At 63.1% G+C, this 12,827-nt stretch carries 13 protein-coding genes; 1 reads left to right on the top strand and 12 read right to left on the bottom strand.

All coding sequences use genetic code 11. The annotated features are described in order from the left end of the window. Positions 1-68: 68 nt before the first annotated feature. The 12 genes from Q0K06_RS12655 to Q0K06_RS12600 form a co-directional block, all read right to left on the bottom strand. The gene (locus Q0K06_RS12655) at positions 69-1,208 is read right to left on the bottom strand and encodes an aminotransferase class V-fold PLP-dependent enzyme (RefSeq protein WP_294553161.1); all 1,140 of its coding nucleotides are present in this window, start codon (positions 1,206-1,208) and stop codon (positions 69-71) included. Positions 1,209-1,237: 29 nt separating this feature from the next. Beyond that, positions 1,238-1,480, bottom strand: coding sequence for a DUF3343 domain-containing protein (locus tag Q0K06_RS12650; RefSeq protein ID WP_294553158.1), 243 nt, complete (start codon positions 1,478-1,480; stop codon positions 1,238-1,240). Positions 1,481-1,488: 8 nt separating this feature from the next. After that, positions 1,489-2,112 carry a sulfurtransferase-like selenium metabolism protein YedF gene (gene yedF, locus Q0K06_RS12645; protein WP_294553155.1) on the bottom strand — a complete coding sequence of 208 codons (624 nt, stop codon included), beginning with the start codon at positions 2,110-2,112 and terminating at the stop codon, positions 1,489-1,491. A 49-nt stretch (positions 2,113-2,161) separates the two neighbouring features. Next, positions 2,162-2,932: an acyl-CoA dehydratase activase gene (locus Q0K06_RS12640; RefSeq protein WP_294553152.1), complete on the bottom strand. Its 771-nt coding sequence runs from the start codon at positions 2,930-2,932 to the stop codon at positions 2,162-2,164. After that, the gene (locus Q0K06_RS12635) at positions 2,929-4,095 is read right to left on the bottom strand and encodes a double-cubane-cluster-containing anaerobic reductase (RefSeq protein ID WP_294553150.1); all 1,167 of its coding nucleotides are present in this window, start codon (positions 4,093-4,095) and stop codon (positions 2,929-2,931) included. Before Q0K06_RS12635 ends, Q0K06_RS12640 begins: the two co-directional genes overlap by 4 nt. A 27-nt stretch (positions 4,096-4,122) precedes the next feature. After that, complete coding sequence (locus Q0K06_RS12630) at positions 4,123-5,085, bottom strand: oligopeptide/dipeptide ABC transporter ATP-binding protein (RefSeq protein ID WP_294553147.1); 963 nt, start codon at positions 5,083-5,085, stop codon at positions 4,123-4,125. After that, entirely contained in the window at positions 5,079-6,107 is a 1,029-nt protein-coding gene (locus tag Q0K06_RS12625; RefSeq protein ID WP_365925820.1) for an ABC transporter ATP-binding protein, read from the bottom strand. The genes Q0K06_RS12630 and Q0K06_RS12625 overlap by 7 nt, the downstream gene beginning before the upstream one ends. Further along, positions 6,104-7,240, bottom strand: coding sequence for an amidohydrolase (locus tag Q0K06_RS12620; protein WP_294553141.1), 1,137 nt, complete (start codon positions 7,238-7,240; stop codon positions 6,104-6,106). The genes Q0K06_RS12625 and Q0K06_RS12620 overlap by 4 nt, the downstream gene beginning before the upstream one ends. Positions 7,241-7,248: 8 nt before the next feature. Beyond that, positions 7,249-8,172 (bottom strand): ABC transporter permease, encoded by a 924-nt coding sequence (locus Q0K06_RS12615; protein ID WP_294553138.1) that lies wholly within the window; start codon positions 8,170-8,172, stop codon positions 7,249-7,251. After that, complete coding sequence (locus Q0K06_RS12610) at positions 8,172-9,140, bottom strand: ABC transporter permease (protein WP_294553135.1); 969 nt, start codon at positions 9,138-9,140, stop codon at positions 8,172-8,174. The genes Q0K06_RS12615 and Q0K06_RS12610 overlap by 1 nt, the downstream gene beginning before the upstream one ends. A 92-nt stretch (positions 9,141-9,232) precedes the next feature. Then, positions 9,233-10,861 carry an ABC transporter substrate-binding protein gene (locus Q0K06_RS12605; protein ID WP_294553164.1) on the bottom strand — a complete coding sequence of 543 codons (1,629 nt, stop codon included), beginning with the start codon at positions 10,859-10,861 and terminating at the stop codon, positions 9,233-9,235. Between the two features lie 32 nt (positions 10,862-10,893). Further along, positions 10,894-12,054, bottom strand: coding sequence for a PatB family C-S lyase (locus tag Q0K06_RS12600; protein WP_294553132.1), 1,161 nt, complete (start codon positions 12,052-12,054; stop codon positions 10,894-10,896). A gap of 432 nt (positions 12,055-12,486) precedes the next feature. Here Q0K06_RS12600 and Q0K06_RS12595 point away from each other — a divergent pair, with 432 nt between their 5' ends. Next, positions 12,487-12,681 (top strand): hypothetical protein, encoded by a 195-nt coding sequence (locus Q0K06_RS12595; protein ID WP_294553129.1) that lies wholly within the window; start codon positions 12,487-12,489, stop codon positions 12,679-12,681. Positions 12,682-12,827: the final 146 nt, after the last annotated feature.

Below are 12,827 nucleotides of genomic sequence, written 5' to 3'. Positions count from 1 at the left end.
TAGGGGTATTGTCTGTATTATGCCCTTATAGGGCTTAATCAAGCCTCCGGCTTAGCCGGAGGTTGTGACTATTCTTCTGTCAGGTCGGCCACCGCACGGACGGCGGCGTCCACCTCCTCCTCGGTGTTGTACCAGGAGAAGCTGAACCGCACCGCGCCCTGGTCCGTGGTGCCCAGGGCCTGGTGCATCCGGGGCGCGCAGTGGGCGCCGGGACGGGTGGCAATGTCGTAGTCCATGCTGAGAATGTCGGACACCTCGCTGGAGTCCATGTCCCCGATATTCAGGGCCACGATGGCGGCCCGGCGGGCCTGGCTGAAGTCCCCGTACACCGTGACCCCCTTCAGGCCTACCACCCCGTCGTAGAACCGCCGCATCAGGGCATCTTCACGGCGGGCGATGGCCTCCACACCCGTGGCCTCAATAAAGTCCAGGGCGGCGGAGAGACCCATGATGCCGTGGCTGTTCAGGGTGCCCGCCTCCAGCCGGGTGGGGTACTCCTCCGGCTGGGTCTTACTGTAAGACTGTACCCCTGAGCCGCCCACCTTGAAGGGGCGGATTTCCACGCCGGGCCGGATACACAGCCCGCCGGTGCCCTGAGGGCCCATCAGGCCCTTGTGGCCGGTAAAGCAGAGAATGTCGATGCCCATGGCCTCCATATCGATGGGGGCGGCCCCCGCAGTCTGGGAGGCGTCCACAATGAAGAGCAGGCCGTGGGCTTTGGCAATGGCGCCCACCCGGGCAATGTCGATCATGTTGCCCGTCAGATTGGAGGCGTGGGTACACACGATGGCCCTGGTCTCAGGCCGGATGAGGGATTCAAAGGCGGACATGTCCGGCCTGCCCTGCCTGTCGGCGGGCACAAAGCTGAGGGACACGTTTCGCTCCGCCTCCAGCCGGTACAGGGGCCGGAGAACGGAGTTGTGCTCCAGGTCGGTGGAGATCACATGATCCCCGGGAGACAGGGTGCCGCTGATGGCGATGTTCAGGGCCTCGGTGGAATTGCAGGTAAAGACCACATGGTCTGCCCGGGGACAGCGGAACAGGCGCGCCAGCTTGCACCGGGCGTCATACACCGCCCGGGAGGCCTGAAGGGCGCTGCCGTGGGCGCCCCGGGAGGCGTTGCCCATAGTGGTCATGGCGTTCACCACCGCGTCGATGACCTGGGGCGGCTTCTGACGGGTGGTGGCTGCATTGTCCAGATAGATCAAGGGAACTCATCTCCTATGGTTGTTCAGCTTCACACCCACAGCTCCAGCACGCGGGCCTCCTGCCAGTGCATGCCCGCGTCCGCCATGGCGGCCATGAGAGATTCTTTTGCCTCCACAGGGGCTTTCCAGGCCAGGCCGCAGCCCGCGCTGATCTCACGGGGCACTGGAATCAGACGGCCCGGCAGAGCGTTTTGGGCGCAGAACTGCTCCATGCCCATGGCGTCGGTGGTGGTGGAAAAGGTGATGATAAGGGCCGGCTTTTTCTCCCGCATGGCGCGCCTCAGGGACGGACGACCCGGCCGGCGGAGCTCATCTTCTCCACAATGTCGTACATATTGGTGACGCCGCCCACCTTCAGCTTGTCAGTCAGGCCGAAGAAGTTCAGACAGGTGCCGCAGGTGAGGATCTCCACGCCCTGGGCCTCCAGGCTCTTCAGGTCCTCCAGGGAGGCGGAGCCCTCGGTGGTCAGCTTGGCGCCGCCGTTGTAGAAGAGGATGGTCCTGGGCAGGGTGTCCTGCTGGGTGAGGGCGAAGATAAAGCTCTTCATCAGCGTGGCGCCCAGCTCGTCGCTGCCGGTACCCATGCAGGGGGAGGAGATAACCACTACCGTGTTGTTCCGGCCGGTGCCGGCGGGCACCAGGCAGGTCTCGCTGTCGTCCTCCCCGGCCTGGGCCGCAGGAGCGCCGGTGACCTCCATGACCACCCGGAACTCCTTGTCCCCCAGCTTCTCCGATTTGACGGCGTAGCCGTTGTTGTTGGCCAGACGGGTCAGGTTCTGCACTGCGGTTTCATTGTCCACCAGGACCTCTACCGTGCCGGAGCCGGAGAGTTCCTTGATGGCGTTCTTGGTCTTAATGACCGGAATGGGGCAGGGATCTCCCATGGCGTTTACCTGTTTCAGCATATCAATCAGTCCTCCTGTTCTGAATATGGATGGTTTTCAAACTGCATTGTTACCCGGCGGCTTTGCCCCGGGCGATGAGGGCCGCGCCCAGGGCGCCGGCGTACCGGCCCAGGGGGTGGGTGAGGACAGGCAGCTTCAGCTTCTGGGACAGCCGGTCCACCAGATAGGCGCTGTCGCACAGGCCGCCGGTGAGGAGCACGTCTCCTTTCATGGTGTGCCGGGCGCACAGGCCCGCCACCTTGCTCACTACCGAGTCCACCACCCCGGCGGCGATGTCCTCCCGCTTCTCTCCGGCGCCGATGTGGCTGATGACCTCGCTCTCGGCAAACACGGTGCACATGGAGCTGATGGCCAGGGGCGTGCCTGCCGCCGCCAGGGTGAACAGCTCGGGCAGGTCCACCCCAAGGCGATTGGCCATAATCTCCAGAAACTTGCCTGTGCCCGCCGAGCACTTGTCGTTCATGAGAAAGCTGGTGGGCATGCCGTTTTCCACGGTGATGACCTTGGTGTCCTGCCCGCCGATGTCCACGATGGTGCAGTCCCGGCCCAGCAGGTACCGGCCGCCCCGGCCGTGACAGGTGATCTCGGTCACCGTCTTGGCCGCGTAGTCCACCGCCACCCGGCCGTACCCGGTGGCGATGACCTTCATGTCCGCCCCCACGGGATGGCCGCCCGCCTCCAGACGGCGGGCAATCTCACCGGCGGTCTCCTTGCTGCTCCAGCCCGTGGGAAGGACGAAATGGTCCACCATGTCCGACCCGTCCAGCACCACCACCTTGGAGGCGGTGGAGCCAATGTCAATTCCGGCAAAGTACGTCATTTCTCAATCGTCTCCAGGAAGGCGGCAAGACGGGTGTTGATCTGGCCCTTGTCCGCCTGAGAGTAGTCGGTCTCAATGTTCAGGTAGGGCAGGCCCTTCTCCTGGGTGACAAAGCGCTTGATGAAGAAAGCCTCCACATCGTAAGTATGACAGGATTGGAGCACAATTTCAATCACTCCGTCCACCGCATAGGAGTCAATCATCTCGCCGATATATTCCCGGCGGCTCTCGTTGGGGCTCATCACCGAGCAGTTGATGTTGAGATACTTCACAGCAAGGGCATGGTACACGTCCGGATCGGACTCGTCCACCTTCTCCACCTTCTCCCGGATGCCGTTGCAGGTGTCAAAGGCCACCACATCGGCCCCCAGCTCCTCCACTGCCTTGATGATCTTCTCCCGTACGCCCGCGTTGGGGCAGCCGGTGACCAGCAGACGGGGCCGGTCGGTGGGCAAAGAGTTCTTGTTGGCCTTCCACTGCTCCAACACCTCGGCCGTCCGGGCCTCGATGACGTCGCACCGCTGGTCCAGGTCAAAGGAGAAGCTGCCCGCGTCCACACGGGTGCCCATCTCGTAGCCGCTCATGGGGGCCGGGTTCAGCTTGCCCAGCTCCAGATAGCGGAGCATCACGTCCCGCTCCCGGTTCTTCCGCCTGATGGCCCGGCGGATGTCATCCTCGGTGATGGTGATGCCGTAGAAGGCCTCCAGCTTCTCCTTGAAGGCGATGATCTGATCCCGCCAGAAGGAGAGGGCGGCCTGGTCCCGGCTGTGGGGCAGCTGCATGACGTAGGTGTCCTTAATCTCACCCAGCAGCTCGAACATCTTCTTCTTGCCGTCGCAGGTGGTCTCGCCCACCACGAAGTCGGAGAAATAGAAGTAGGGACAGGTGTCGGTGAGGGCAAAGCCGTAGCTGGCCTTGATGAGGGGGCACAGGTTCCGGGGCAGGTTGGCCTCGGCGGCGGGAATGGGCTCCTCGGTGAAGGCGCACAGCCCCACGGGCAGGGCCCCCGCCGCGTACACCAGCTCGGTGGGTACAAAGGAGCAGAACATGCCCACCACACGGGCGCCCTGGTCCTTCAGCTGCTTCATGCGCAGGAAACCCGCCTTCCGGGCCTCTCCATAGGTTTCAAAGTCGGCGGGCAGCTTGATGTTGGTCTGTTCCATCTCGGACATCTCCCTTTTTTAAAATCATCAGACAATATGGCAGGCCACGGAGTGGCCGGGGGCAATCTCCCGGAGGACCGGCGCCTCCTGGGCGCAGCGTCCGGTGGCGTAGGGACACCGGCTGTGAAACCGGCAGCCCGGCGGCGGGTCGATGGGGCTGGGCACCTCGCCCTCCAGCACGGTGCGCACCCGCTGCTCCTCCACCCGGGGGTTGGGGATGGGAATGGCGGACAGGAGGGCTTTGGTGTAGGGGTGGGCCGGATGGGCGTACAGCTCGGAGGAGGTGGTGATCTCCACCATGGTGCCCAGGTACATGACCGCCACCCGGTCGGAGATATGCTTGACCATGGACAGGTCATGGGCGATGAACAGGTAGGTCAGCCCCCGCTCCTCCTGAAGGCGCACCAGCAGGTTGACGATCTGAGCCTGGATGGACACGTCCAGGGCGGAGATGGGCTCGTCACAGAGGATAAATTCAGGATCTACCGCCAGAGCACGGGCGATGCCGATGCGCTGGCGCTGTCCGCCGGAAAACTCGTGGATGTACCGCCCGGCGTGCTCCTTGCTCAGACCCACCTGCTCCAGCAGCTGGTACACCCGTTCCCGCCGCTCTTTGGCGGCGGGACAGATGCCGTGGTTGCGCATGCCCTCGGCCACAATCTCCTCCACCCGCAGACGGGGGTCCAGGGAGGCGTAGGGGTCCTGGAAGATGGTCTGCACCTGCTTGGTGAAGGCCTTGCGCTCTTTGCCCCGGAGGCTGTGGACATCCCTGCCCCGGTAGAGCACCTGGCCACCGGTCTTGTGGTAGAGCCCCACGCAGGTGCGGCCGCAGGTGGTCTTGCCGCAGCCTGATTCGCCCACCAGACCCAGGGTCTCGCCACGGCGGATGGTGAAGCTGACGCCGTCCACCGCCTTCAGAAGGCCGCCGCCGGTGCGGAAGTATTTCTTCAGCTCCTTGACCTCAAGGGCTGTCTCGTTTTGTTCTAGCATAGTACACCGTCCCCTGCCTGAAATGGAAGATCGCCCTTGGGCGCGTCGGGATGATGGAGCCAGCAGGTGCAGGTGTGGCCGCCGGAGAAGGAAACCTGGGGCGGCTCCTCCTCCGTGCAGATCTCCATGCACCAGGGGCACCGGGGGGCAAAGGGGCACCCCGCCGGGGGAGCAATCAGGTCGGGCGGCATGCCCTCAATGGATATCAACTGCTTCTTCCCGTCCAGGTCCAGCCGGGGGATGGACCGGAGCAGGGACCAGGTGTAGGGGTGGCGCTGGTCGTAGAAGATGTCGTCCCGGGCACCGTACTCCACGATGCGTCCCGCGTATACCACCGCGATGTTCTGGGCGATATCCGCCACCACACCCAGGTCGTGGGTGATGAGCAGCACGGACATGTTGAATTTCTGCTGCATCGCCTTGATGAGCTGGATGATCTGAGCCTGGATGGTTACATCCAGGGCGGTGGTGGGCTCGTCAGCGATGAGCAGCTTGGGGCCGCAGGCCAGGGCCATGGCGATCATGGCCCGCTGGCGCATGCCGCCGGAGAACTCATGGGGGTACTGCCCGGCCCGCTTATGGGGCTGGGAGATGCCCACCAGGGAGAGCATCTCCACCGCACGGGCCATGGCCTCAGAGCGGCCTGCCATATGGTGGACCGTCAGGTTCTCCGCAATCTGCCGGCCTACGGTCACCGTGGGGTTGAGGGCGGCCAGAGCGTCCTGAAAGATCATGGCGCACTCTTTTCCCCGGAAGGCGGACCACTCCCCGGGGGTAAAGTCCAGCACATTCTTCCCCTCAAAGAGCACCCGACTGCCCGGCTTGATCTCGCCGGGAGGACAGTTGATAAGCCCCATCAGGGCCTTGGCGCTCACCGATTTGCCGCAGCCAGACTCGCCCACCACGGCCAGGGTCTCGCCCCGCTCCATGGAGAAGGACAGGCCCCGCACCGCCTGGACCTCACCGGCGTAGGTGCGGTAGGACACCCGGAGATTCTTGACCTCCAAAAGCGGCTGACTCACAGGCATCCTCCTCTCAGAAATTCCTCCGCATAGCGGGCGTACAGCCGGCTGCCCGGGGCAAGGGCGTCCTCGTCCAGGGTGAAGCACTCATGGTGGATGGGGTGGTCCCCGCCGGTGCCCAGAAAGGCGTACACCCCGGGGACACGCTGGGTGTAATAGGCGAAATCGTCCGACCCGGTGCCCATGGGCAGCTCCACCACCTCCAGCAGTCCGGCGGCGGCCCGCTCCGCCACGGCGGAACAGGCGGCGTCGTTGACCACAGGGGGCAGGCCCATGCCGCACTTCAGGTCCAGGGTCACCCGAAAGGCCTCCGCCGTGCCCCGGAGCACCCGCTCCACCGCAGCGGGGAGCACCTCCTTCAGCGCCGGATTCTGGTACCGGATGGTGCCGGTCAGCTTGGCCTCGCCGGCCAGAATGTTGGCGGCGGTGCCGGCGTGAAAGGTGCCCACTGTGATGACCACAAAGTCCCGGGGGCTTACCTCCCGGCTGACCACGGTCTGGAGGGCGGACACCATGGCGCAGGCCGCCGGGATGACGTCGATTCCCTCGTGGGGAGCGGAGCCGTGGCCGCTCTTGCCCCTGACGGTCAGGGAGAAAAAGCCGCAGCCGCTCATGCGCACCCCGGGCTGTACGCTGACTGAGCCGCAGGGCAGGTTGGGGGCCACATGGACGGCAAAGACCGTGTCCGCGCCGTCCAGTACCCCGGCCTCCAGCAGGGCACGGCCACCGCCGGCAAACTCCTCCGCCGGCTCAAACACCAGCCGCACCCGGCCGGGCAGCGTCTCCCGCTCCTCCCAGAGAAGGGCGGCGGCCCCCAGCAGCATGGCGGTGTGGGCGTCGTGGCCGCAGGCGTGCATCATGCCGGGGATCTGGGAGGCAAAGGGCAGGCCGGTGGCCTCCTGGATGGGCAGGGCGTCCATGTCCGCCCGCAGCAGCACCGTGGGGCCGGGATGGCCGCCGAAAATCTCGGCCACCACACCGGTGTCCCCCACCGTGCGGAAGGGGATGGACCGGGCGGACAGCTCCTCTCTTACCCGGCGGCTGGTCTCAAACTCCTTGAGTCCCAGCTCGGGCCTCTGGTGGAAGGCGCGGCGCAGGCCCACCACATAATCTCTGAGCATCTGTTCTTCCATGCCGCACCTCACTTGATGATCCTTGGCTCCAGAGCGCTGCGGAGCACATCTCCCAGCACGTTGAAGCTGAGCACTGTAATCAGAATCAAAAGCCCGGGGAACACGGCCAGCAGGGGATTATAGAGAATCTGGCTCTGGGCGTTCTGGAGCATGGAGCCCCAGGAGGCGTTGGGCAGGCGCACACCGAACCCCAGGAAGCTGAGGGAGGACTCGGTGAGGATGGCCCGGGCGATGGACAGGCTGGCCGCCACGATGATGGAGGAGCTCATGTTGGGGATGATGTGGCGGAAGATGATGACAAAGTGGCTGGTGCCCAGGTTTTTGGCCGCCAGCACAAAGTCCCGCTCCTTCAGGCTCATGGTCTCGGCCCGCACGATCCGGGCCACGCCCATCCAGGAGAAGATGGCGATGATGAAGATCATGGTGGGCAGGCCGGGCTTCACATAGGCGTTGATGATGATGATGAGCAGGAAGGTGGGCACCGACATGACGATGTCCAGGAAGCGCATGAGCAGCATGTCCACCGCGCCGCCCACGTAGCCGCTGACCGTGCCCACCACGGTGCCCAGGGCCACCGACACCAGCATGGAGAAGAAGCCTACGGTCAGGGACACCCGGCCGCCGTACAGGGCCCGGGTGAAGTAGTCCCGGCCCAGGTCATCGGTGCCGAAGGGGTGGGCCAGGCTGGGCAGGGCCAGCTTGTTCATCAGGTCGTACTGGTCCGGGTCGTAGGGGGAGAGGAAGGCCAGGGCCGAAGCGGCGATGATGATGATCATCAGCACCAGGCAGACCATGGCCAGCCGGTTGGCCCGCAGAGCCGCCCAAACCCGGCTCAGGGCGCTGCGGTCATAGGCCACCTCGGTCTGAACCGGGGGCTGGCTCACCCGCCGGAACCGTCCGGGGGCAATGGGGGAATTGACAGCACGCTCCATCAGCCCTGCACCTCCTGAAAGCCGCTTCTGATGCGGGGGTCCGCCACATAGTAGAGCAGATCCGCAATGAGATTCCCCACAATCAGAAGCAGGCAGGAGAGCATGGTGAAGCCCATGATCATGGGATAGTTGAGATTGTTGATGGCCGACATGCCCAGGGTGCCCATGCCGGGCCAGCCGAACACCGACTCCACGATGAAAGAGCCGGTCACCAGGCTGGAAAAGCGCATGCCCGCCAGGGTGATCACCGGCAGCAGGCAGTTTTTCAGCACATGGTGAAAGAGAATTCCCCGCTGGGACACGCCCTTGGCCTTGGCGGTGAGCACATACTCCTCTTCCAGCTGGGAGATGGTGGCGGAGCGGATGTAGCGGGTGAAGGTGGCCACATTGCCCACGCTCAGCACCAGGCTGGGCATGATGAGGTGGCGGATCAGATCCAGCAGACTGTCATCCCCGATGGTGTGGATGCCGCTGCTGGGCAGTACCTTCAGCACCAGGGAGAACACAATGATGAGAATCAGGCCGAACCAGAAGGAGGGAATGGAGATGCCGATGTAGGAGAAGAAGCTGATGACCTGATCGGGCCACTGGTTTTTCTTCAGCCCCGCGATGAGGCCAAGGGGGATGGAGATGACAAAGGACAACACCAGGGAGGTGCCCATCAGCAGGATGGTGTTGGGCAGTACCTCCAGAATGCGATCGGCCACAGGCTGGCCGCTGTTGGTGAGGGAGTTGCCCAGGTTGCCGTGGAGCACGTTGTTCAGCCAGCCCAGGTACTGGTCCACAATGGTGCCGTCCAGGCCCAGATTGGCCCGCAGGGTGTCCATCTCCTCCTGGGTCATGTCGGGACGGACGTACATGTTCAGCGGGTCGCCGGGGGCGAAGTGGATGATGAGAAAGGAAAAGATGGACACCAGCAGCAGCACTGGGATCAGCTGAAGCAGCCGCTTGGCGATGTGTTTTGCCATGGGAGCACTCCTCTCAGACAGGGTAGGCGGAAATGCACAGAACGGCCGCCCGGCGGACGGCCGTTCTGCTTCCGGCAGCCGGATGGCCGGAATCAGTTGGTCATGTAGAGCTTGAGGTAGTCCTCAAAGAGGGGCACCATGTCGATGGCGTCCACGCCCTTGAGCCGCTTGTCAGTGGCCACGACAAAGTTGGGAGAGGTGAGGGGGAACATGGTATAGGCGTCCCGGATCTGCTCCTGGATCTCCTTGTAGATGGCGGCCCGCTCCTCGGGGTCGGTGGTGGCGTCGCCCTCGTTCCACAGGGCGGCGATCTCGTCGGTGGAGCAGAGGTTTTTGGACAGGAAGCCCTCCAGGCTGAACATGTACTCGTCGCCCTGGTTGTCGCCGTTGGTGGAGTAGCCGTTCAGGCCCAGCTCCCAGTCGCCGGCATCGGTGTAGAAGAACACCTCAAAGAAGCCCTGGGTCTCATAGCCCTGGATCTCCACGTTCAGGCCCACGGCCTTGAGCTGCTGCTGGATCATCAGCGCGCAGTTCTCCATGTTCTCACGGCTGGAGTTGTACACCAGGCGGAAGGTCTTGCCCTCGATGCCGGTCTCGGCAATAAGCTCCCGGGCCCGGTCCAGGTCCTGGCTGTATCCCTCCACGTCGCTGTAATACAGGTTGGAGGGACAGAACACGGTCTTGGCCGCGGGGGCCAGCTCGGTGGAGCCGTAGGCGCCGGCGATAATCTCGTCCACGTTCAGAGCCAGGCAGATGGCCTCACGGACCTTGGGGTCGCTGGTGAGGGGGCTGTTGGAGTTGAAGCCCATGTAGTTGATGCGGCCCTCGGTCAGGGTGTAGACCGAGTAGTTGGGGTCGTTGGAGTACTTGTCCAGCATGTCCTGGGTGGTCAGGCGGAGCACGGAGAGCTCGCCGTTCTGGAAGGAAATCTCCTCGGTGCTGGCGTTGGGGATGATCTTGAACACCACGGATTCCAGGCTGGCGGGGCCGCGGTAGTAGTCCTCAAACCGCTCCAGCACCAGGCTTTCGCCCTTGTTCCACTCCTTCACCTTGAAGGGGCCGGAGCCCACGCCGCTGGTGGAGTTAATCTCAGCGCCCACCAGGACGGGGGTGTCCTCATACACGTGCTTGGGCAGCAGCTTCAGGCTGCCCAGGGTGGCCTCGTAGGAGGCGGAGACGGAGGGGAGGGTGACGGTGAAGGTGTACTCGTCCACCGCTGCCACCTGGACCGGTTCACCGTTGACCTTGGTGCCGCTGGAGGCGTTATTGTCCGGGTTGGACTTCATCTCAAAATACCACAGCACGTCCTCGGTGGTGATGGGCTCGCCGTCGTGCCACTTCAGGTTCTCACGGAGCTTGACGGTAATGGTCAGGCCATCCTCGCTGACCTCATGACTCTCGGCCAGGTAGTAGCGCACGCCGTCCTTGGAGACGATATACAGGGGATCGTACACCGGCTTGAGCATGGTCATGCCCTCGTCGCCGGTCTCGTAGAGAATGTTCAGGCTGGAGATGTCGGTGGGCTCGCACATGATAAGGGTGCCGCCGTCCACTTTCTCGCCGGTGGCGCTCTCAGCGGGAGCAGAGGGGGAGGCCTCCGGCGTGCCGGAGGCGGAGGGGGAGCCGGAGGGGCCGGCAGCAGTCTGGGTGCAGCTGGCCAGGGCTGTGGCCAGCAGGCCCAGGGTGAGGGTCAGGGTCAGGAGACGCTTTTTCCAGTTCATCAAATGCTCGCTTCCTTTCTTGGTGCGGTCGTTTATTGGCAGTGTGCGCGCAGACGGCGCAGGCACGCTTCCACATTGGCACGGGGGCAGGCCAGATTGACCCGCATGAAGCCCGCTCCGCCCGGCCCGAAGCTGGCTCCGTCGTTGAAGGCCAGGCCGCACTCCTCCGCGAAGAATCGCTTGAGGTCTCCGGGGTCCCGGCCCAGGCCGGTACAGTCCACCCAGACCATGTAAGTGCCCTCCGGACGGCGTACCCGCAGCCTGGGCAGCTCCGCCGCCACAGTGCCGCAGAACAGCTCCATATTGCCGTTTAGATAGGAGAGCAGGGCGTCCAGCCAGTCCTCCGAGTCCCGGTAGGCCGCCACCACAGCGGACTCCGCAAAGGAGTTGGCCGAAAAGGCATGGTGCCGGGCCACAACCGCCCGGTACTTGTTCCGCAGTTCCTCATTGGGTATGATGATATTGGAGGCCTGGATGCCTGCCAGATTGAAGGTTTTGCTGGGAGCGGTGCACAAAATGGTGCGCTGGGCGATTTCAGGGGAGACGGTGAGGAACATGGTGTGGGGCTGGAATACCAGGTCGTGGTGAATCTCGTCGGCGATGACGATGAGATGATGCCGCAGGCAGAAGTCCGCCAGGGCCTCCAGCTCCTGCCGCGTCCACACCCGTCCCACCGGATTGTGGGGGGAACAGAGCATCAGCGCCTTGGTATGGGGGGTAAGGCGGCGCTCCATGTCGTCAAAGTCAAAGGTGTAGAACAGGTTCTCCTCCTTCAGCGGGCACCGGACCGCCACGCGGCCCCAATCCTCCGCCGCATGAAAGAAGGGTCCGTACACCGGGCTGGGAATGAGAATCTCATCCCCGGGCTCCGTCACCGCCTGAACGGCGAAGTTCAGGGCTGCGACCACCCCGGCGGTAAACACAATCCACTCCCGGGGCACAGAACAGCCGTGCCGGCGGGACATCCAGCCGGACACGGCCTCATAGTACCCAGGGGAGAGCATGCCATAGCCAAATACACGCTGGTCCACCCGCCGGTGGAGGGCCTCCTGAATGGCGGGAGCCACAGGGAAATCCATGTCCGCAATCCACATGGGGAGCAGATTTGTCCCGTGGAAGATGCGGTCGGCGCCGTCCCACTTGAGAGAGCCGGTACCCCGGCGGGGGATCATTTCATCAAACTGCTTATCCACTTCGCACGCCTCTTTCCTGCCGCATCCGGAGCCGCGGGCGAAGGAGCGCGCCGGGCTCTGCTGCGGGAAGATTCTGTTGTAAAAACGGTAGCACGGGAAAATAACATATGTCAACGGTTACAAGACCATCATTAAAACATCGAAACTTCCTATCAAATTATTAAAAAATTTAATAAATAAAAGTGCAAAAATGAAAAAAAGAAAATAAATATACGCAATATCGCGCAAAATAAATCATTTCAAAATTGAGAAATATTCGGAGAAAGGCGGGTGTTTACAAAAAATTCACGGCGCGTTTACGGCGAAATGGCAGCAGGGGCCGGAGCGGCGCGGTATAATAAAAACAACATCAGAAGAGTCTGCTTCCGGCAGAGACGGCAGCGGGTTGTCTGTGCGCGCAGACTCCATCTCAGCTATGAGGAGGACTGTGTCATGCTTCCCTGTCGAGAGAGCTGTCCTGACTATCAGGCGGGCTGCCACAAGCAGTGCCGGCGCTGGAGAGAATACCAGCAGCACCAGCAGATACAGCGGGCTCAAAAAACCGCCTACCTGCGCTTTTACCGGGAGCTGTGCGGCACGATCACCCGGCAGCTGCGGGCGAATACCGCCCGGTATCCTATGTGGTGAGCGGAGAGACAAAGTGAGATAAAAACGCCCCAATCCCGGACGAATATCCGGGATTGGGGCGTTTTTCCAATTGCTTAAAGAACCACTGGCTCTGCCAGTGGATAAAGAGCTTATAGCTATGGACAAAAAAAGGACTCCCCGATAGA

Origin of the sequence: uncultured Pseudoflavonifractor sp. (assembly GCF_944387805.1) — a bacterium.
Classification (GTDB): domain Bacteria; phylum Bacillota; class Clostridia; order Oscillospirales; family Oscillospiraceae; genus Pseudoflavonifractor.
The sequence above is the reverse complement of the archived record's forward strand: the minus strand, read 5'-3'. Positions and strand labels throughout refer to the sequence as shown.

What these genes read in the sequence shown, in the direction of transcription:
- Q0K06_RS12650 (WP_294553158.1), bottom strand. Translation starts at nt 1,480, where the DNA reads ATGCGGGAGAAAAAGCCGGCCCTTATCATCACCTTTTCCACCACCACC.
- yedF (WP_294553155.1), bottom strand. Translation starts at nt 2,112, where the DNA reads ATGCTGAAACAGGTAAACGCCATGGGAGATCCCTGCCCCATTCCGGTC.
- Q0K06_RS12640 (WP_294553152.1), bottom strand. Translation starts at nt 2,932, where the DNA reads ATGACGTACTTTGCCGGAATTGACATTGGCTCCACCGCCTCCAAGGTG.
- Q0K06_RS12635 (WP_294553150.1), bottom strand. Translation starts at nt 4,095, where the DNA reads ATGGAACAGACCAACATCAAGCTGCCCGCCGACTTTGAAACCTATGGA.
- Q0K06_RS12630 (WP_294553147.1), bottom strand. Translation starts at nt 5,085, where the DNA reads ATGCTAGAACAAAACGAGACAGCCCTTGAGGTCAAGGAGCTGAAGAAA.
- Q0K06_RS12620 (WP_294553141.1), bottom strand. Translation starts at nt 7,240, where the DNA reads ATGGAAGAACAGATGCTCAGAGATTATGTGGTGGGCCTGCGCCGCGCC.
- Q0K06_RS12615 (WP_294553138.1), bottom strand. Translation starts at nt 8,172, where the DNA reads ATGGAGCGTGCTGTCAATTCCCCCATTGCCCCCGGACGGTTCCGGCGG.
- Q0K06_RS12610 (WP_294553135.1), bottom strand. Translation starts at nt 9,140, where the DNA reads ATGGCAAAACACATCGCCAAGCGGCTGCTTCAGCTGATCCCAGTGCTG.
- Q0K06_RS12605 (WP_294553164.1), bottom strand. Translation starts at nt 10,861, where the DNA reads ATGAACTGGAAAAAGCGTCTCCTGACCCTGACCCTCACCCTGGGCCTG.
- Q0K06_RS12595 (WP_294553129.1), top strand. Translation starts at nt 12,487, where the DNA reads ATGCTTCCCTGTCGAGAGAGCTGTCCTGACTATCAGGCGGGCTGCCAC.